Source organism: Streptosporangium sp. NPDC002524 (genome assembly GCF_040295985.1).
In the GTDB taxonomy this organism is placed as follows: Bacteria; Actinomycetota; Actinomycetes; order Streptosporangiales; family Streptosporangiaceae; genus Streptosporangium.
This window is the reverse complement of sequence record NZ_JBEOWK010000026.1, coordinates 1-17,047: the sequence shown is the minus strand read 5'-3', so window position 1 is coordinate 17,047 and position 17,047 is coordinate 1. Positions and strand designations below refer to the sequence as shown.

Sequence of the window (17,047 nt, the reverse complement as noted above, 5' to 3'; positions counted from 1 at the left end):
CGAGTGGTCTCCTCGTGGCGCGGCGGGGTGGTGTCGTGCCAGCAGGGCGGCATCGGTGGCGTCTGGGTTAAAGGCTCGACAGAAGCTAAATGGGTGTGCTTTCTGACAGCACAACACTAGAGATCTTTCGTCTGGCTGATAACCCCAAGCTCGGTATTCGGCTGGTTTCGTGCGGTGAATAGGACCGCAACTATTTGCCCCCGGCAGGCAACCAGGCTACTGTTGCATTCGTAAGGACCATATGCCTGCTGAGAGGTTAACCCGGGGGTTTTCTAGGCTGCCCGCGCCTCGCCCCCCTCGGCACGCATCTCCGGAGCGGATGAGGGTGCGATCTCTCCGCCGCCGGATTCGCCCCAGGAAACGGAGCACCGACCTATGACGAGCACGACCTCCCCGGACGCCGGACCGGCATGGCTGCCGGAAGGCCTGCGTACGCGCAGGCCAACCGCGCTGGCCACGTGGCCGCTGGTCCTGCTGGACGGGGAGCCCAAGACCGGCAAGAAGGTGACGTGCGCGGCCTTCACCGGCAGCAAGAAGATCAGTTACGCCTTCTGGGTGGACGTGACCGGCGACGGCACGGCCGACCAGTACGGCCTCGTCGAGGGCGCGGACTACAACGTCGTCGAGGTGGACGGCACCTGGCACGACCTGATGGCCAAGGTGGAGCTGCTGCGCCAGGCCGCCGAGCAGGCGCTGGCCATCATCGGCCGCCCGGCGCTGATCACCGTGGACATGGTCGCGGTGTGGAAGACGCTGAGCAAGTGGGCGCGTGAGCGTGCCCGCCGCACGGCCCCGAACCGGGCGAAGGTCGCCGCCGACTCCGACGCCGACATCGAAACCACCCACCATTACTGGAACGACGCGACCGACCGGCACAACGAGCTGGTGGCCGCGCTGCGGCGCATCCCCGCCATCGTGATCATGCTCGGCGGGGGCCGGGTCGTCGTGCCTGACGAGCACGCCGGGCAGGCGGCCGGGCACGGCTACATCCCCGAGACCCAGAAGGGCCTGGGGTCGGCGGCGAGCGTGTGGGTGCGGCTGGTGCGCGACGCCGCCCCGGCCGTGATCGGCTACCGGCCGACCGGCGGGGCGCCCGTCCTCGGCGCGCACGCCGGACAGCCGCTCACGCTGGACGCGGACTGGTCTCTGGAGACGCTGCTGTTTGACACGCTCGGCTTCGCCCCCGAGCGGGCGGCGGTGGCCTCGGGGACGCCGTTGCGGCCCGACCGCAGCATCGAGCAGATCCGCGAGGAGACGCTGGACCCCGCGACGGGCCGCGACCGGCTGGCGGAGCTGTATCAGGAGGCCAAGCCGCTACGCGCGCAGAGCGTGACGAACGAGTTCCGCAAGCCCGAGCCGCTCGGCGAGATGATCATCCGTCTCGGCAAGGAGCGCACGGTCAGCGACCCCGACGCGATCGAGGCGCTGGAGGCGTCCATCGAGGGGTCGACGACCACCGACGACATCGACCGGACCGAGAGGCTGATCCGGACGCACATCGGGGCGGGCAACGTCGGCCTGGCCGACCAGCGGCGCCTGTGGCAGGTGCTGCAGCGTGCCCGCTTCCAGATCGACATCGAGGAGGCCCCGACGGTGGCCGCGCTGGCGGCGGTGGGCCAGCGGATCTCGATCGAGATCCGCGACCGCGAGGGCAAGGAGTGGCTGCACCCGCTGTATGAGGAGCGGATGGCCGCGCTGCAGGAGGCCGAGCGCACCCCCGAGCCGGAGGGCGACTCCTCCGGCTCCCACAACGACGGTGAGGGCGAGGACGCGTGAGCAGCATCGAGGCGATCACGGCGGCGACCGATGAGGCGCTGGAGGGGTTCGCGGAACTGGTCGTATCCGAGGTGATCGGGCTGAGGAAGAAGCGAGGCAGCTTCTGGCGGGCCCGGCTCTCCTGCAAGGTGCTGGCGCTCAAGCTCGACGGGGTGTTCATCGAGACCCTGTGGGCGGGTGACCCGGATCGGCGCGTGACCCTCCTGGAAGGGCTCGGCGAGACCCGCCAGGAGGCGCTGGCCGAACTGGAGCGGCTGGTGCACCGCATCACGGAAGCGGTGATCGAGCACAACGACCCCGTCAAGCGGGTGAGGACGCTGCGCACGATCCGGTGGGACGCGGCCGGTGAGCGGCTGGTGGCGCTCAAGCACGACGGGTCGTAGCGATGGCGCCTCGGGGGGAGACGTCCACGGCGGCGGGCCAGGTGCCCGCCGCCGTGGACCGTTCTGCGGTGGTGGACCAGTTGGGGTTCGTGCGCTGGCTTGTGAGCAAGGAGGGCCCGATCTCCCGGTACGACCGGGCGGGCAAGGCCGCGCTGGTCGGCCAGCGCGCGGACGGGCGGCCGGTCATGGGGGAGGGCGACCACGAGGGCGCCTACGTCGGCGGGGCGAGGTTCGGCGAGATGGTCATGCCGCGCCGCCGCCTGAGCTTCAAGGTGGTCGACCCCGACAAGTTCGCCGCGTGGGCGATCGCCTCCGGGTACGGCGGCGAGGTGGAGACCAAGCAGCGGGTCCGGCCGGCCTTCCTGGAGAAGTTGAAGAAGGCGGCGGAGTCCTCAGGTGCCGCGCGGGGACAGCTCCAGATGGTTCACCCCCGGACAGGGGAGCTGGTCGACGTCCCCGGCGTAGAGGTGGCGCTCGGCGACCTGGTGCCGATGTTCACAGCCGCGCCGGACGCCGAGGAGATCCTGCGCCAGGCGCACGAGCGCGGGCACCTGGCGGCGCTGCTCGGCGCGGTGCTGGCCCCGGCGCCGCTGCCGGTGAGCGAGGAGGAGCCGCGCGAGGGTGCGCCGGTCAACGCCGGGTGAAAAAGAGCTGTCCAGCATCCTGCGCCTCGTATGCGCCCTGACCAGCATAAACAGTATTTGATCAAGCTGGTTGGACGTTAACTCTTCTTTGTGATCCGATCCCTGGCCCGAGTGCCCCCGTGCCCTGAGAGAAGGACCCCCCTGCAGTGGAACTGTTTACGCGCCGCTTCGCCCGCCGCGGCTCTCGTCATAGCGCCCCCGCGGCCACCGATGGGCTGACACCGCCCTCGGACGCCGACCTGTCGGACTGGGTGACGTCGATCGCCGACTCCGACCCGCAGCCCGCCCCGGCCCCGGCCCCGGCGCGCCCCCGTACCGCTGGCGCGCACCCGTACAGGGGTGACCTGTGATCAAGCGGACGCCCGCCGCGCGGGTCGGGGCGGTTCGCCGGTGGCGCCGGTGGCGCCGGTGGACGAGGCTCGGGCGCCTGGCCCCGGTGTCGGAAGTGGCGATGACCTGCACCTCCGGGCTAGGTTGCGATCACCGCAACAACAACGGCGGCTCCCGAGGGAACCGCCGTCGCGTCCGGAGGGGTGTTAGCAGCACCCGCACCGGCTGCCTCAACTCATTGCCCGTTCAGCAGAATGAGGAGGCCTTCGTGAGCGTACCCAACGCTGCCCGGAAGCCACTAGTCACGCCCTTCGCGACGCCCGCGCCGATCCCCGGCGCGAGCCACGTTCTCCGGATCGAGCAGGGGAGCGACGCCGAGGGCCTGGTCGCCGCTCTGCAGCCCGGCCAGCGCTACACCCTCGCCGAGCTCGCCGCGCTCGTCGCCAGTAAGCCCGGCCTGCGCGCCATGCTGGCCCCGGTCCGCCCCGTTTCGGACGGGGGTGTTCAGTGAGCAACCTCTCCGAAGACTGGGCGATGTACTACGCGCCCGTGGCGTCCCCGGCCGAGAAGCTGGTCTTGGTCGCGCTCGCTCACCGCACCTCTGACGACGGATGCAACGGCTTCAAGTCCAAGAAGACGCTCGCCCAGGCCGCCATGTGCGACCCGAAGACCGCCCAGCGGGCGCTGTCGGACATGAAGAAGCGCGGGCTCATCGCCTCCGGCGACCAGTCCGCCGCGGCCTACATCGATGGGCGGTACCGGCCGCACGTCTACGACCTGCAAATCCCCTACTCGTGGTACAGCGCCGCCCAGATGGCCCAGGTCAACCTGGACCGCGCCACCAGGGGCTTGAAGCCCCTCGCCCCGGCGGACCGGCCCGACCTTGGCCCCCCGCCGCCCCGCGCTCCCCGCAGCGACAAGGGCAAGCCCGCTCCGCAGCGCCGCCCCAAGTCGCTCGGCCCGCGCCCCGAAGAGAAGACGAACCCAGACCAGGACTCGGAAGGCAGGGGGGACTCGCAGTCCCCCCTGCCCGAGGAGCCCAGGGGGGATTCTCAATCCCAGTCAGGGGGGATTGAGAAAGACGCCAGAGGGGACTCTGAATCCCCCAACTCCCTAGGTAGTAACTCCTTTAAAAGAGACTCCGAAAATGCCTCTCCTCCCGCCGTAGGCGGCCTACAGCACCGTAGGGAGTCGGGGTCGGCGGCCGTTCCGGCCGGAGCGAACGACGAGTCATGGCCGCAGGAGGAGCGCACGGCGGCCGCGCCGCACCCGGCCGAGGTCGTGTTCGCGCTGCTGCCCGCCGACCTGGCCCGCCGGATCAGCGACGGCGCCAAGGGCCGCGTGCTGGCCACGATCCAGCGCGCCCTGTCCAGCCGGACCCCCGGCGAGCTCGGCGAGCGGATCGAGCGCCGGTGGGCCTGGTGGACCTCCAAGGGCGAGCGGGTCAACGACGCGGTGGCCGCCGCGATCACCCTGGTCGAGGCGCGTCACTGCGCCAACGCGCGGTGCGAGGACGGCATCGACCTCGAGTCCGGCGATACGTGCCCGGTCTGCTCCGGTCGCGGGCCGCGCCGCGCGGGCACCGCCCCGGCGCCTGCGGCGTACGCAGTGCCCGCGCCGCGCCAGACCCCGCCCACGGGGGCGCCGACGCCGACCGCCGCCCCGTACGCCGAGGTCCAGGAGAAGCACACCCGCCTCACCCTGGTGCCCGACCTGCCGGAGCAGGACGCGCCGAAACCCTCCAGGACGTCCGGTAGTGGTGCTGACGCCTCGATCGCCGATCTTCGGGCATCCCTGGGCACCCCCAAGCCCTCAGCCCGGCAGAAACGCCTACAGGGCGCTCTGGGGATCACGTGCCGCCAGTGCCACGCCGAGCCGGGATCGCTGTGCCGCGGGGCCGATAACGAGGAGCTGATCCTGGTCAACACCCACAGCGTCCGCGTCGCGGACTTCATGAACCCCCCCGCGCAGACGGAAGAGACCTCCGAGCAGGCCGCCCCCGCCCCCACGACGGGGGCCACCGGATGAGCACCGTGTCCCGGCCGCACATCGTCGTCGACCCGGCCGTCAACGACGGCCGCCCCACCCTGCCCGGCGGCGCGAGCGTCGCCGACGTCATCGCCGCCTACATCGGCGGCGCCACCCCCGCGACGCTCTACCTGCAGTACCGCATCGGCCGCGAGGACCTGCTGATCTGCTGCTGGTGGGTCGCCCGCTACGCCAAGCAGCGACAGACCTGGAAGAACTGGCTCGACCGCTGGGGGCCCATGCTGGCCACCCGCGAGCTCGCCGAGGTGCCGCTGCCCGTGCCCGGCAGCCGCTCCCCCGTCACCGGCCCGGCCCACGCTCCCCGAACGGACGCCCCGCGATGAACGACACCCTCACCGCCCGCTACGCCCAACTGGTCGGCTCCCCCGTCGTCCTCGACCTGCGCCCGCCGGCGGAAGGCCCCACCGAGGGCATCCTCAAGGCCCTTAGCACCTGGACGTTCGTCTTGGGCGTGCAGGGCGGCGGCGAATGGGTCTACCCCTACACCGAGGTCGACGACGTGCGCCGCGCGGGCTCACACGCCCCCCGCTACACCCTCCTCGAAGCCCGAGCCCTGATCAACCAGGCCGAATGCGCCGAGGACGGCCACGACTACGACTACGTCACCTCCCGCGTCGACGGGGACCTCGTCGGCGTGACGTGCGGCCGGTGTGACCGGCGCTGGTCCATCGAGCGCGAGCCCCTCGGCCCCCCGGCCGGGTACGTCGTCGTCGACATCGCCACCGTCAACGACGGAACCCGGTGGGTCTCCCCCGCCGCGCAGACCGACCTGGAGCGCGCGAAGGCCGACCTGAAGTGGTGGACCTCGCAACGCTGGAGCCGCGAGGAGCCGACCGACCTGCGCGTGGCCAGGGTCACGCTGCTGCCCGGCAGCCCGGCGCCCGCCAAGGAGGCCGGATGAACCTCCCCCACCCCGCGCTCGGCGGGCTCCCCCCGATCAGCAAGAGCTGGGTCGCCGGCAACCACGCGGTCATCGCCAACACCTGGAGACGGCACGGCCGCGTCCTGACGTTCTTCGAGTGCCTGTGCGGGTGGCGGCTCCGTACGTTCACCGCGTCGTACGAGGAGCCGCTGATCGACCTGGAGGCGCGATGGCACCTCGACAGCGGCGAGGTGCAGGTGCCGGCCGTACCGGGGTGAGCAGGGGCGGGCCGGGAAAGGCGAAACCCCGCCGCTCGGCCGAACGACGGGGTCTCCTATCCCCGCAGGTGCGGGAATAGTGATCAAGATCGAATGGAGCTGATCTATAAGCCTGGTTCACCCCCGCGGGTGCGGGGAGGGCGCCTTGGATCGGGTGGAGATGATCCATGACTCCGGTTCACCCCCGCGTGTGCGGGGACGAGGGTCCAGAGTACCCCGGCAGTGAGCGCTTCGCGGTCGAATGCGAGGATTGAGGCACCGGTCCGGCGGGTGCCTTCGACAGCTCCGTCCGGGCCGGTTTTCCATTCCCCAAAAAACGCAACACGCGTTGCGATTTTATGGCAGGGTGAGAGACGTCGAAGGCACCCCACCCCACCGAGGTCCCCATGCCCATCAAGGTCCCCACCCTCCCCAACGACCCCAAGATCAGCGGCTGGCGAAGGCTCGTCACGAGCGTGGTCGTCGATCTGCACGGCCTCGAGGCCCTCAACGGCACGCGGCTGGAGGCCGGCGACGTCGTCGCGGTGCCGCCCGGTGCGCTGATCCTGGCGGTGGACAAGTTCACCACCGGCTGGGACTACCACTTCCGGACCGGCAAGCCCTACCCGGTGCAGGACGCCACCGTCACCGTCTACCTGGCGTCGGACGACACCCTCACCGAGCTGTGGACCCGCCACTTCAAGAAGGCCGCCAGCGCCCTGGGCGCCACCACCCTCAAGAAGCTCACCGCCCTCCTGGAGAAGTACCCGGAGCAGCCGGGGGTCTTCGAGATCATCGAGGAGGCCCGCCGGCCGAACCGCAAAGCCGGAAACTGCCGGTGGTGTGGCCGCAACGTCTCCGCCCACAACGGCCACCTGCGCGGCCACGGCGACGACACCGAGGTCGAGCACTGGCAGGACTGCCCGACGCGCACCGCCGAGGCCGGCGCCCCATGCACCCTGTGCGGAGTCACCGTCGCCCAGGACCAGGCCCAGGAGTACCTCGTACGGGAGTGGCCGATCCGCTGGGAGACCCGCCACCGCCCGCACCTGAACTGCACCCAGAGAGTTCTGCCCTCCTACGAGGAGCAGCTGGCGGCACTGCAGGAGGCCCGCGCCGCCCAGCAGCGCGGGGCCGAGAAGAAGCGCCAGCGCGAGGCCACCAACGAGGCGCGCCGTATCAAGCGCGAGCAGAACCGGCGCGCGGCGGTGGCCGAAGAGACCGCCCGGGTTGCCGGCCTGACGGTGACCAAGCGCACGACGACCGAGCTGTGGAGTAAAAATCTCGGCGGCGGGGTGCGGGGGCGGCTGCTGGAGCACGCCGACGAGCTGTCGGACGGCACGACCACCACCCGGTGGGCCGTGGTCACCGTCGTCAACGACTCCGGCTACAACGGCGAGGACTACGACCCCGTCCCCGACCAGACGGTCATCGAAACCCTCGACAAGCCGATCGCGTCCGCCACCTACAAGGCCTTGAAGTGGACGCCCACCCCCCGCCTGCTGGACGACACCAGCGGCGGGACGTGCGAGGAATGCCACCAGCGCGCCGCCCGCCACACCCGCAACGACTCCTCCGGCATCCAGGGCCGGGTGTGCGACCGCTGCAACGAGGAGGAGGACTACATGTTGTCGTTCGCCTGACCAGCGAGAACCACCCCTGCCCCCCGGGGGGCGGCGCGTCGCCGCCCCCCGGTATCGAAAGAGAGCACCATGGCCGAGGCCGAAGACTGGCCGCTGACCAAAGCCGAACTGGCCCGCCGCTGGGACGTCAACCGCAGCGCGGTCACCCGTGCCTGGAAGCGGGCCGAGAACGACCCCGCCCTTCCCGACCCGCCCCCGCCGGTCAACCCCGGCGAGCCGCACCCGCGCTACCTGCCCAGCCTGTGCGACCCCTGGTGGGCGAAGGTCCAGCGGCCCCGCGGCCGACCCACCACACGCACCCCCTCCCCCACGCTCCAGGAAGGACCAACGCCGTGAACCCGCTCACCAAGACCCTCAGCGACGGCCGGACCGCCACCATCACCCGCCACACGCCCCAGCCGCACGACACGATCGCCATCTCCTGGGACGTCTCCATCGACGGCACGCCGTACACCAGCGGCAACATCCACCACCGCCCCAAGCCGGACGGGAAGCCGGGCGAGGTCGTCAAGGCGATCGGCACCGGCAAGGTGCTGCTGCTCACCGACGCCGAGGCCGCCCAGCTCCAGGCCGTGCTCGACGTCGAGCGGCAGGCGGCCGCCCCCACGCCTCGCAGCCAGCGGGCCGAGCTCGCCGCCGCGGTGCAGGCGGCCTACGACCAGGCGAGCAGCGCCCGCGCTGACGTTCAGGACAACGAGGCACCGTGGGGGCCGGTCACGGCCGCCGAGGGCGCGGCGACGGCCGCGGAGGAGGCCCTTGAGGCGTTCGACGCCGAGCACCCCGACCTCGTGGCCGAGCTGCAGGCCGAGGAGGACAAGGCCACCGAGCGGGCCCTGCACCGAGCCTTCACCGACTAGAAGGAAGCACCCCATGACGCACGCGATCAAGCCCGCCAACCTCCACGAGGTGCGGTGGCAAACCGCCCTGTTCCTCCGCCACAACGCGGCCCCCGAGTGGCAGCTCTACCTCGACCGCGGCATCGAGTACCTGCTGCCCGACGAAGTGATCGACAAGTCCAACCGGGAGCGCGCCGCGTTCCTCGCCCGCGCCGAGTACGAGCGGGTCGCCTCCGCCGAGCTGTACTACATCGGCGACGAGGTCACCGACGTGGTCACCGGCTCCGGCCCCCTGGCCGGCGGATTCCACGCGCTGACTCCGGACATGGTGCCCTCCCCCACCGGCCTCATGCTCTGGTCGCGCGACGTGTCCGCCTCGACGAGCGGCGTGCCCGTCATCGCGTGCAGCTGGGAGCGGCAGGAGACCGGAGTGTGGACGGCCTGGTGGACCGACGCGGTGGCCACCGCCGAGTCGTTCGTCAACTCCGGCCAGTTCACCCAGGAGACCGCCCGCAACTACCTCGGGCTGCGGGGCGTCCTCAACTACGAGCGGGAACGGATCCTGCCCTACGGCTTCGGCATACGCGTAGGCGACGCCAAGGAAGGGCCAGCGGCTACCACGACGGTGGAGGCGCTCACCGAGACCACCATCACCACGTGGGCCCTCATCGCCAGCCCCAACCAGCGCGTCACCGTCACCGACATCCCGCCTGAGCGGCACGTCAAGAAGCGGCTGCAGCGCGAGGGGCTTGCCTTCGGGCCGGTCCACCATGTCACCGGATTCCCGCCGGAGCCGAAGCCTCCCACCACCGGCTGACCGGGCCGTCTGCGGCTTCGTCCATCAGTAGTAAGTGAGAGCAGGAAAATCTCATCCCCCTGCGAGGGGCACGGCCGACCCACCCGGGCCGGCCGATCGACGACCCCGAGGAGGGGACATGCACGAGGCACAGCCCGCCGAGCTCGCCGACTGGGAGAAGACGCTCCAGGGAATCCCCATCGACCCGCAGGACGTCCCAGCGCAGAAGACCCCGCTGCACGCGCAGTGGCAGGTCCTGGAGGATGTCCCGCGCGGCGGCACGGTGGACCTGACGGAAGTGTGGGAGCCCATCCGGCTTTCTCAGGCCCACTACGAATACCGGGGCTGGGAACTGGTCCAACGGCTGGTTGACGCCAGCTCCGGGCGCGGCTGGACCGTAGCCCAGCGGCTTCTCCAGGCGCTCCAGGAGATGACGGCCAGCGCGGACGGGCAGGTCGTCATGGACGTCACCACCCCGCAGACGGGACACATCATCGTCACCGCCTGGTGCTGGAGCGGGAACCTGCCCTGGTGGGTCCAGGCAGAACTGGAAGTGGTGATCGGGGCGCGCGGCCGTACCCGGATCCAGCCCACCAGCCCGGTCGTCCTGGTCACCAAGGGCTGGGACGAGGGCCCCATCACCTACCGAGACGGGCAGGACGGACCCCTCGGCCGCGTCCTGACGGGGTGGCTGATCGGCTGGGCCGGGCGCCTGAGCATCCAGGCTCTGGCCGGCATGGAAGAAGAGGCGGGCGAGCTCCCGGACCTGGTGACCGCAGAGGAGTTCGCCGCCAGCCTGCGGTAGCCGTACACCAGGAGGGCCCGCCCCAGCCGGGGCGGGCCCATCGTCATGGGCATCAGGGGGCGAGGTTCGCGCGCAACGCGGTCCGATCACCGGCGTACAGATCGACCCGGACGACCAGGACTCGCCCGGCCGCGTCGGCGACGGTGGACGTCTGCTCCAGAAGCGGGGTCGCCGGCAGCAGCTCGAGCAGCTGTTCCTCCTCAATGGTCGGCATCCGGGCGACGAACACCGCCTGGTGCTCAACCTCGAGCCCGGCCCGCTGCAACCACACCGCGTGCGGATCTCCCAGCGCCTTCGGCCCGCGTAACTCCGGGACCCGCTCGGCGAGCTCCGGGGCGATGTAGGCGTCGACCAGATGCCCCGGCCGGACCGCGCGCCGCCGCCATACCTCGGTCAGGCCAGGCATCCGCGCCGCGACCTCGGCCGGAGGTTCGACGACCCCTACCTCCACGCGAGCGTCGGCCTCCCGGCTCTCCGCGCTCAACCCCGCGCTCACGAGCTGACGGTCATAGCTGCGGACGAACACGCCCCGCGTTGACCGCGGGGCGACGTATCCCTTGCCGACCAGCCAGGTCAGCGCCCGCTGCGCCGTATTGCGCGCCACCCCGTACTCAACCCTGAGCTCGCTCTCCGTGGGGAGCTGGGCGCCAGGCTCGTAGACGCCCCTCTGGATTTTGCCCAGGAGATCGCGGGCGATTCTCTCCCACTCGTGCTCCCCTGCGACCATCCCACCCATCACTCCCTGAACTCGTCGCGCGTCGTGCGCGACACCAAGAGTGCCAGCACAGCGGGTCAACGGGATATCGATCAGCGCTTCCAACGTCAACTTCTCCCCTTGCATCGCTTACACCCATCAAGTTAACTTGTCGGGTGTAAGCCGCCAAGAGGGGGAGCGTGATGACTTACACCAAGGTCGACCCGCCAGAACAGGACGACGCCCTCGAGCGGGAAGACCTCGACGAGCCGGTCATCGCCGAGCCGCCCGCCGAGCCCCCTGCCGACACCGACACCACCGACCGCTCGGACCGTCCCACGTCGGCCGCCCGCCAGCAGCGCGGCGTCACCCGCGAAACGCTCGTCGGCGGCCTGTCCGTCGCGGGCATCACCATCGCCGGTCTCCACCAGGTCGCCGGGATCCCCGGCCTCATCGCCGGCGGGGCGGCCGTCACCGCCGGCGGAGCCTCCTACGTCGCCTACCGGTATCGCCGTCCCCGCGGCCGGGACCACTCCGGCCGCCGTGGTGCTGACCGAAGCACGACGGCCAGTCCGAGCACCTCCGGCGGCCGGCGAACCAAACTCGGCAAGAGCGCGGGCAGCGTGGGCTCTGCCTTGCGTTCCCTCGGCGGGCGGGGCGGCGGAGGAGGCGGGCGGCGCCGCGGCCTCTTCTCCGGTAACTCCGGCGGCTCCGGGCGTTCCGGGCGTTCCGGCCGCTCACCCTTCGGCGGCGGCAAGACCCCGAAGGCCAAGACCCGGGCATTCGACCGCGCCGTACGCAAGGCCTTCGACCGCGCCGACCGCAAGAAGGGCAAGCAGGGCAAGCAGGCCAACACCCGCACCGCTCACCGCATCAGCCAGATATGGGCCGCCCGGCCCCGCCTGGCCGTGCGCGAGCGGTTCAGCGCGTGGGACGCCGAGATGACGTCCGGCCTGCGCGCCCTGGTCGCCAAGGTCCTCCGCTGGCTCGGCCTCGCCCCCGAGGCTCCGGCGGCCGCCGAGAACGAGGAGGAGGCCAAGGACCAGACCAAGGAGGAGGCCAAGACCGAGAGCGACGCGGGGCCCGAGGCTGCCCCCGCTGCCGAGAGCACACCCCCTGAGCCTCCTCGGCCGACCACCACCTCCGGCATCCGCATCACCCCAAGGAGCACCGCCCCCATGAGCACTAACCCGCTCGTCGTCGCCTCCGCCGAACTCATCCCGGCCGCTGCCGGGTGGGGCACCGAGGACATGATGATCGCCGCAGCCCACCTGAAGGCCCTCCACGAGGTGCCGTTCAACACCGCCACAGCCCTGGGCATCCTCACCGACCGGCTGTACGACGACTACCCGATCGACCGCCTCGTGCTCGAAGCGCTCCGGGACCTCTACACCGACCAGTCCAAGCTGATCACCAAGGCCGAAGGGGTCAGCACCCTATTCAGCAACGTCCACAGGGCCGAGATTCTGCGCCGCGAGAAGCCCCGCCGCGGCGAGCGCAAGTGGAACCACCCGGGGGCGTAACCAGCCCCACCCCAGCGCACCCCGCACCAGGAACGAAGGAGCACCACTGTGGCCACCGGCACCCGGCAGCGCGACCGCGGCACCGCGGCCGCGCCGCGCGACGTGCTCGGCGCGACCGCCCAGGCGACCCTGGCCGTGGCCGCCGCCGCCACGGTCGGCGACATGGTCGACCTGCCCGCCTACTGGGCCATCACCGGCGCCCTCGTCGGTGGCGTCGGTGGCGTCGTGTCCGACGCCCGCCACGCCAGCGCGCCCGCCCTGATGTACCGGCTCGGCTGCTGGTGCGGCGCCGGCGGATGGCTCACCTACGCCCTGCACGACACCCCCTGGCGGCTCAACACCTGGGCCGCCCTCGGCGTCGGCGCGCTCGCCGCCGCCGTCCTGGCCCCCTTCGCCCACCGCGACGACCGACGCATCCGCGCCGCCACCGAGAGCGGCGCCCTGGTGCTGCGCAGCAACTCCGACCTCGCCCGCAACTGGGAGGCCCGCATCCAGCGCGTCGCCTCCATGCGGGTGCAGATCCAGGAGGTGGAGCGCTGGGCGAACGGCGCCGGCTACAGCCTCCTGGCCGAACTGCCGTGGGGCGGCGCCACCCGGGCCCGGCTCGCCGCCTTCGAGCAGGGCCTGGCCTCCGACGCCAGGCTGCGCGAGGGGTGCGGCGTCGAGGTCGACCGGGGCCGGCACCGCGGATCGGCGTGGCTGCACGTCTCCACCATCAACCTGCTCAGCGAGACCATCGACTACCCCAGCGACTACGCGCCCCGCTCCATCAACGAGCCGGTCTACCTCGGCGGGTACCGCGACTCCAAGGCGGCCAGCGTGCCGCTGCGCGAGCTCGCCGGCCTCATCATCGGCCAGCGCGGATCAGGCAAGACGTCGCTGCTGCACGGCATCACCGCCGGGGTCGGTTTGTGCACCGACACCGTGGTGTTGCACATCGACCTCAACGGCGGCGGCATGTCCCAGCCGTGGCTGGACGCCTGGCTCGAGGGGGAGATCAACCGGCCGCCGCTCGGCTGGGCCGCCTCCAACCTCGACGAGGCGCTGCTGCTGAGCGAGGTCATGCTCGCGATCGCCAAGGACCGTAAGAAGTCCACCCGCCGGGTCAAGAAGAAGGCCAACGCGACCCTGCTGCCGGTCTCGGCCGACCTGCCGTACTACCTGATCATGGTGGACGAGTCCGCGGAGGCGATGAGCCCGACCAGCAGGGACCCGCGCGTCGCCCAGCTGCGCGAGAACCTGGAGGAGATCCAGCGCATCGGCCGCAACGAGGCCGTCAACGTCATCTTCTCCGGCCTGCGCGCCACCTCCGACGTCGTCTCCCCCAACGTCAAGAAGCAGGCCGCATTCCGCGTCGGCATGTTCGTCCAGGACGAGGAGGAGCTGTCGTACCTGTTCGGCTGGAACAAGGGGATCAGCGTGGAAGACCTCGACGGGGTCGGCTGCGGATTCGTCCAGTTCGACAAGGGCCGCCCCCGCCCCTTCAAGGTCGGTTTCCTCAAGCCGCTGCAGATCGGTCAGGTCGGTGCCGTCATCTCCGGGCGTCGTACCGGCTTCGACCCGCGCGCCGTCGCCGTTGCCCGCGCCGTAACCGGCACTGCGTTCGATGACCGGTTCGACCGGATGCGCGTCGACTTCGCCGACCTCGACGACGACGACGTCGACGACGTGCCCGCCCTGCCGGCCGCGTCGGTGGCCGGCGCTCTGCCTCGGCGCCCCTTCACCCTCATCGCGGGCGGCGGCTCTGCCACCGCCGACTGGGGAGACCCGCGCGACATCGCCGCCCAGGCCGCCGCGTCCTCCCCGTCCGCCGATGCCCGGACCCCGCTCGCACCCGCCGCCGTCCCGGAGGTCATCGCCCGCGCGCTGGCCGTCTTCGACCAGCTCGGCGACGACCGGATCCACTCCAAGACCCTGGCCGCCGCCCTGCACACCACCCAGCAGGAGCTCGCCGCCGCGCTGCGCCCATACAGCGTGACGACCCTGCCCAACAAGTTCGTCCGCAACGGCGAGGACCTGCGCGGCTACGCCCGCTCCACCCTCCAGGCGGCTGCAGACCGTTACCGCCGGAGTGGTGGCGACACGCTCGTCCTGGTCGGCGCTGCCTCCCCCACGACCCCCCCGGATGACCTCCCCCACCCTCCCCCGGGGGAGACCTCCTCCCCCAACGTGTCCCCCGGGGGAGGCGAACAACAGCCGTGACCAGCACAAACGTCTCTCCGTGGGGGAGGTGGGGGACCCCACCACACCATCCCCGGTCCCCGTCCCGCCCCCCTGGCACCCCCCTGCCGGGGCTCCTCCCCCGGGGGAGGGCGCCGCACCGCACCACCCTGACGATCCGCCGCCCGCTTGAAGGTGACCGAAAGTGATGAAGCCCCTGATGGAAGAGACGCCCGTCAAGCGCAAGCTGCACGAGGGCCACGCCCTGGCCGTGATCCTCGCGCTCGCTGCTGGTGGCTACCTGCTCTACAACAGCGTCATCGCCTCCTACGACGCGCTGGTGAAGCTCGCCACCCGGGTCGGCGTGGAGGAGCCGTGGCGGGTAGCGCTGACCGGCGAGATCTCGCTGCTGGTCATCGTGGTGTGGGACATCGTGTTCACCTGGTGCAGCTGGCACGCGCCGGTGCTGCGGTGGGTCGCCCGCACGCTGACCATCTTGTCCGTGGTGATCAACGCCGCCGCTGGCTGGCCCGACGTGCGCGCCATGTTGGTCTTCCTCCCGGCGCCGCTGGTCATCTTGGCGATCGTGGAGTCGGTCCGGCATGTGTTGTTGAGCAAGCACCGGGTGCGGGACCCGATCCCGTTCGCTCGCCGCTGGCACCACCACGCTGAGTCGCGGGAGCTGCGCCGGTTCATGGTCAAGTGGGAGATCCCCTCCTACCGGGTGGCGCTGGGTATGCAGCAGCGGATCATGGCGGCGCGCAAGCAGCTGGAGGTGGCGCTCGGCCCGGCCTGGCGCTCGGTCGCTGACGCTGACTTGGTGTGGATGCTCGACGACGCCGCCCCCGCGACGCTGGAGTTGGCGCTGGCTCGGGCCGCTGAGATCTACGACGACTTCCAGCGCGCCCGCGCTGAGTCGGCCGCTCGCGCTGCCGATGACGCTGCCGATGACGCTGCCGCTGACGCTGAGGCGGACAAGGTGATCGCCGCGTTGCGTGGCGCTGACCCGACCCCAGCGCCGCCCGCCGGTACGGACCCCAGCGCGGGCGCCGAGGAGACGCCAGCGCTGGACCCGGCGCCCGCTCCCCCGTCCCCCTTCCCGGCCCCCGCGCCGGTCCCGGCGCCGAGGCCGAAGCCCGCGCCCAAGGCCGACGCCACAGGTAAGGGCGGCAAGAAGGCGCTCGGCCGTGAGCTGTGGGACGCGCGGATGGCCGCAGGCGGCCCGCCGCCCGAGACCGCTGAACTTGTGCAGCACACCGGCGCTGGCGACTCCACCGCCCGCGGCTGGCGCGCTGAGTGGATCACCGAGCTGCAGGAGTCAGCGGTCGCCGTCGTTCGGCCCCACGACGCTCCCCCGAGCGCCGGCACCGCCGACCCCGGCGCCGAGGAAGCCAGCGCCAGCGCTGACGAGCGGCCGACGCTGCCGCGCCAGTTCCGAAACCGGCGCCAGTACGCCGCCGCCAGGGTCGGCGCTGGCGTCGGCGCCAGCGCCGACCCTGGCGCCCCGCCGAGCGCCGATCCTGGCGCTGGCACCATCGCGCTGACCGCTCCCCCCAGCGCCGAAACCGACGCGCTGGCCGACATGTTCGCCGGCGCCTCGCGCTGACCCCACGGAAGGATTCCCGCCATGCTCCGCTCCCGCAGGCCCGCCTCCGCCCTCGCCTCGGCCGTCCGGCCGCGTCCGATCCGGCCCGTCCCCGACGCGCTGACCGTCAACCGCCAAGCGCTCAACCTCGCCCTGCGCAACCTCACCCTGGCCGCCGTGAACCGGGACCAGCACTACGGCTCCAAGGAAGCGGCCCTACCCGCTGACATCAAGGTGCTGGCCGACTGGCTCGCCCAGGCGGCCGACCGCGACGACTACGACGCCCGCGTCGACGCGCTGGACACCCACATCAGGCTCGGCGGCGGCGCTGAACGGCGATCGCACCACGACAGCTCAAAGATCACCGAGACCAGCGGGGCGGTACTGCTGGACAAGGCGAAGGCCACCTACGAGCTGCTCGTCACCCACGGCCGGCTGACCACCTACCACCCCGGCTGACCACCTACCGAACGGAGACCCCCGTGCAGTCCCTCGTGATCGTCTTCCTCGCCTACGCCATCGCCGGTGCAACCACCGGCCTGCTTCTCCTGCGCTCCGTCCTCCGCTGGCTCTGACCTGCCGCACACATCACGAAGGGGCGACCGCCGTACGGCGGTCGCCCCTTCGTGATGTCCGGCCCTACGCGGCCGGATAAACCACCCAGCCGGGCCGCGGCGGTTGCAAAAAAACCCCCCCCACCAGCC

The 17,047-nt window shown here is 71.5% G+C and carries 18 protein-coding genes; 17 read left to right on the top strand and 1 reads right to left on the bottom strand.

Features of this window, described 5'->3' with window-relative positions; translation table 11 throughout:
* The first annotated feature begins 375 nt into the window (after nucleotides 1-375).
* The 13 genes from ABT053_RS34050 (at nucleotide 376) to ABT053_RS33990 (ending at nucleotide 10,381) form a co-directional block, all read left to right on the top strand.
* Nucleotides 376-1,776 carry a hypothetical protein gene (locus tag ABT053_RS34050; RefSeq protein ID WP_350974774.1) on the top strand — a complete coding sequence of 467 codons (1,401 nt, stop codon included), beginning with the start codon at nucleotides 376-378 and terminating at the stop codon, nucleotides 1,774-1,776.
* Nucleotides 1,773-2,159 carry a hypothetical protein gene (locus ABT053_RS34045; RefSeq protein ID WP_350974772.1) on the top strand — a complete coding sequence of 129 codons (387 nt, stop codon included), beginning with the start codon at nucleotides 1,773-1,775 and terminating at the stop codon, nucleotides 2,157-2,159. Before ABT053_RS34050 ends, ABT053_RS34045 begins: the two co-directional genes overlap by 4 nt.
* 68 nt (nucleotides 2,160-2,227) lie before the next feature.
* Nucleotides 2,228-2,803 carry a hypothetical protein gene (locus ABT053_RS34040; protein WP_350974771.1) on the top strand — a complete coding sequence of 192 codons (576 nt, stop codon included), beginning with the start codon at nucleotides 2,228-2,230 and terminating at the stop codon, nucleotides 2,801-2,803.
* A gap of 598 nt (nucleotides 2,804-3,401) precedes the next feature.
* A complete protein-coding gene (locus ABT053_RS34035; protein WP_350974769.1) occupies nucleotides 3,402-3,644 on the top strand; it encodes a hypothetical protein in 243 nt (80 codons plus the stop codon).
* Nucleotides 3,641-5,161 carry a zinc finger domain-containing protein gene (locus ABT053_RS34030; RefSeq protein WP_350974768.1) on the top strand — a complete coding sequence of 507 codons (1,521 nt, stop codon included), beginning with the start codon at nucleotides 3,641-3,643 and terminating at the stop codon, nucleotides 5,159-5,161. Before ABT053_RS34035 ends, ABT053_RS34030 begins: the two co-directional genes overlap by 4 nt.
* Nucleotides 5,158-5,505 (top strand): DUF433 domain-containing protein, encoded by a 348-nt coding sequence (locus ABT053_RS34025; RefSeq protein ID WP_350974766.1) that lies wholly within the window; start codon nucleotides 5,158-5,160, stop codon nucleotides 5,503-5,505. The genes ABT053_RS34030 and ABT053_RS34025 overlap by 4 nt, the downstream gene beginning before the upstream one ends.
* Nucleotides 5,502-6,083, top strand: coding sequence for a hypothetical protein (locus ABT053_RS34020; RefSeq protein WP_350974765.1), 582 nt, complete (start codon nucleotides 5,502-5,504; stop codon nucleotides 6,081-6,083). The genes ABT053_RS34025 and ABT053_RS34020 overlap by 4 nt, the downstream gene beginning before the upstream one ends.
* The gene (locus tag ABT053_RS34015; RefSeq protein WP_350974764.1) at nucleotides 6,080-6,322 is read left to right on the top strand and encodes a hypothetical protein; all 243 of its coding nucleotides are present in this window, start codon (nucleotides 6,080-6,082) and stop codon (nucleotides 6,320-6,322) included. Before ABT053_RS34020 ends, ABT053_RS34015 begins: the two co-directional genes overlap by 4 nt.
* A gap of 386 nt (nucleotides 6,323-6,708) precedes the next feature.
* Nucleotides 6,709-7,944, top strand: coding sequence for a hypothetical protein (locus ABT053_RS34010; protein ID WP_350974763.1), 1,236 nt, complete (start codon nucleotides 6,709-6,711; stop codon nucleotides 7,942-7,944).
* Nucleotides 7,945-8,013: 69 nt separating this feature from the next.
* Nucleotides 8,014-8,280, top strand: coding sequence for a hypothetical protein (locus ABT053_RS34005; protein ID WP_350974761.1), 267 nt, complete (start codon nucleotides 8,014-8,016; stop codon nucleotides 8,278-8,280).
* Nucleotides 8,277-8,801, top strand: coding sequence for a hypothetical protein (locus ABT053_RS34000; protein ID WP_350974759.1), 525 nt, complete (start codon nucleotides 8,277-8,279; stop codon nucleotides 8,799-8,801). Before ABT053_RS34005 ends, ABT053_RS34000 begins: the two co-directional genes overlap by 4 nt.
* 13 nt (nucleotides 8,802-8,814) lie before the next feature.
* Nucleotides 8,815-9,597, top strand: a complete 783-nt coding sequence (locus tag ABT053_RS33995; protein WP_350974758.1) for a hypothetical protein — start codon at nucleotides 8,815-8,817, stop codon at nucleotides 9,595-9,597.
* Nucleotides 9,598-9,715: 118 nt separating this feature from the next.
* On the top strand, nucleotides 9,716-10,381 hold the full coding sequence (locus ABT053_RS33990) for a hypothetical protein (RefSeq protein WP_350974756.1): 666 nt from the start codon (nucleotides 9,716-9,718) through the stop codon (nucleotides 10,379-10,381).
* Nucleotides 10,382-10,433: 52 nt separating this feature from the next.
* Here ABT053_RS33990 and ABT053_RS33985 read toward each other — a convergent pair whose 3' ends face one another.
* Nucleotides 10,434-11,108, bottom strand: coding sequence for a GntR family transcriptional regulator (locus ABT053_RS33985; protein WP_350974754.1), 675 nt, complete (start codon nucleotides 11,106-11,108; stop codon nucleotides 10,434-10,436).
* 170 nt (nucleotides 11,109-11,278) lie between these two features.
* Here ABT053_RS33985 and ABT053_RS33980 point away from each other — a divergent pair, with 170 nt between their 5' ends.
* From ABT053_RS33980 to ABT053_RS33965, 4 genes are all read left to right on the top strand, one after another.
* Nucleotides 11,279-12,598: a hypothetical protein gene (locus tag ABT053_RS33980; protein ID WP_350974752.1), complete on the top strand. Its 1,320-nt coding sequence runs from the start codon at nucleotides 11,279-11,281 to the stop codon at nucleotides 12,596-12,598.
* 48 nt (nucleotides 12,599-12,646) lie between these two features.
* Complete coding sequence (locus ABT053_RS33975) at nucleotides 12,647-14,800, top strand: hypothetical protein (RefSeq protein ID WP_350974750.1); 2,154 nt, start codon at nucleotides 12,647-12,649, stop codon at nucleotides 14,798-14,800.
* A 163-nt stretch (nucleotides 14,801-14,963) separates the two neighbouring features.
* Nucleotides 14,964-16,364, top strand: a complete 1,401-nt coding sequence (locus tag ABT053_RS33970; RefSeq protein WP_350974749.1) for a hypothetical protein — start codon at nucleotides 14,964-14,966, stop codon at nucleotides 16,362-16,364.
* A 21-nt stretch (nucleotides 16,365-16,385) separates the two neighbouring features.
* Nucleotides 16,386-16,802, top strand: coding sequence for a hypothetical protein (locus ABT053_RS33965; protein ID WP_350974747.1), 417 nt, complete (start codon nucleotides 16,386-16,388; stop codon nucleotides 16,800-16,802).
* The last annotated feature ends 245 nt before the right edge of the window (nucleotides 16,803-17,047 follow it).

Excerpts from the sequence above, each read along its gene's own strand:
- ABT053_RS33965 (WP_350974747.1), top strand. The coding sequence starts at position 16,386 with ATGCTCCGCTCCCGCAGGCCCGCCTCCGCCCTCGCCTCGGCCGTCCGG.
- ABT053_RS34015 (WP_350974764.1), top strand. The coding sequence starts at position 6,080 with ATGAACCTCCCCCACCCCGCGCTCGGCGGGCTCCCCCCGATCAGCAAG.
- ABT053_RS33985 (WP_350974754.1), bottom strand. The coding sequence starts at position 11,108 with ATGGTCGCAGGGGAGCACGAGTGGGAGAGAATCGCCCGCGATCTCCTG.
- ABT053_RS34005 (WP_350974761.1), top strand. The coding sequence starts at position 8,014 with ATGGCCGAGGCCGAAGACTGGCCGCTGACCAAAGCCGAACTGGCCCGC.
- ABT053_RS34020 (WP_350974765.1), top strand. The coding sequence starts at position 5,502 with ATGAACGACACCCTCACCGCCCGCTACGCCCAACTGGTCGGCTCCCCC.
- ABT053_RS34025 (WP_350974766.1), top strand. The coding sequence starts at position 5,158 with ATGAGCACCGTGTCCCGGCCGCACATCGTCGTCGACCCGGCCGTCAAC.
- ABT053_RS33980 (WP_350974752.1), top strand. The coding sequence starts at position 11,279 with ATGACTTACACCAAGGTCGACCCGCCAGAACAGGACGACGCCCTCGAG.
- ABT053_RS34010 (WP_350974763.1), top strand. The coding sequence starts at position 6,709 with ATGCCCATCAAGGTCCCCACCCTCCCCAACGACCCCAAGATCAGCGGC.
- ABT053_RS33995 (WP_350974758.1), top strand. The coding sequence starts at position 8,815 with ATGACGCACGCGATCAAGCCCGCCAACCTCCACGAGGTGCGGTGGCAA.
- ABT053_RS34050 (WP_350974774.1), top strand. The coding sequence starts at position 376 with ATGACGAGCACGACCTCCCCGGACGCCGGACCGGCATGGCTGCCGGAA.
- ABT053_RS33990 (WP_350974756.1), top strand. The coding sequence starts at position 9,716 with ATGCACGAGGCACAGCCCGCCGAGCTCGCCGACTGGGAGAAGACGCTC.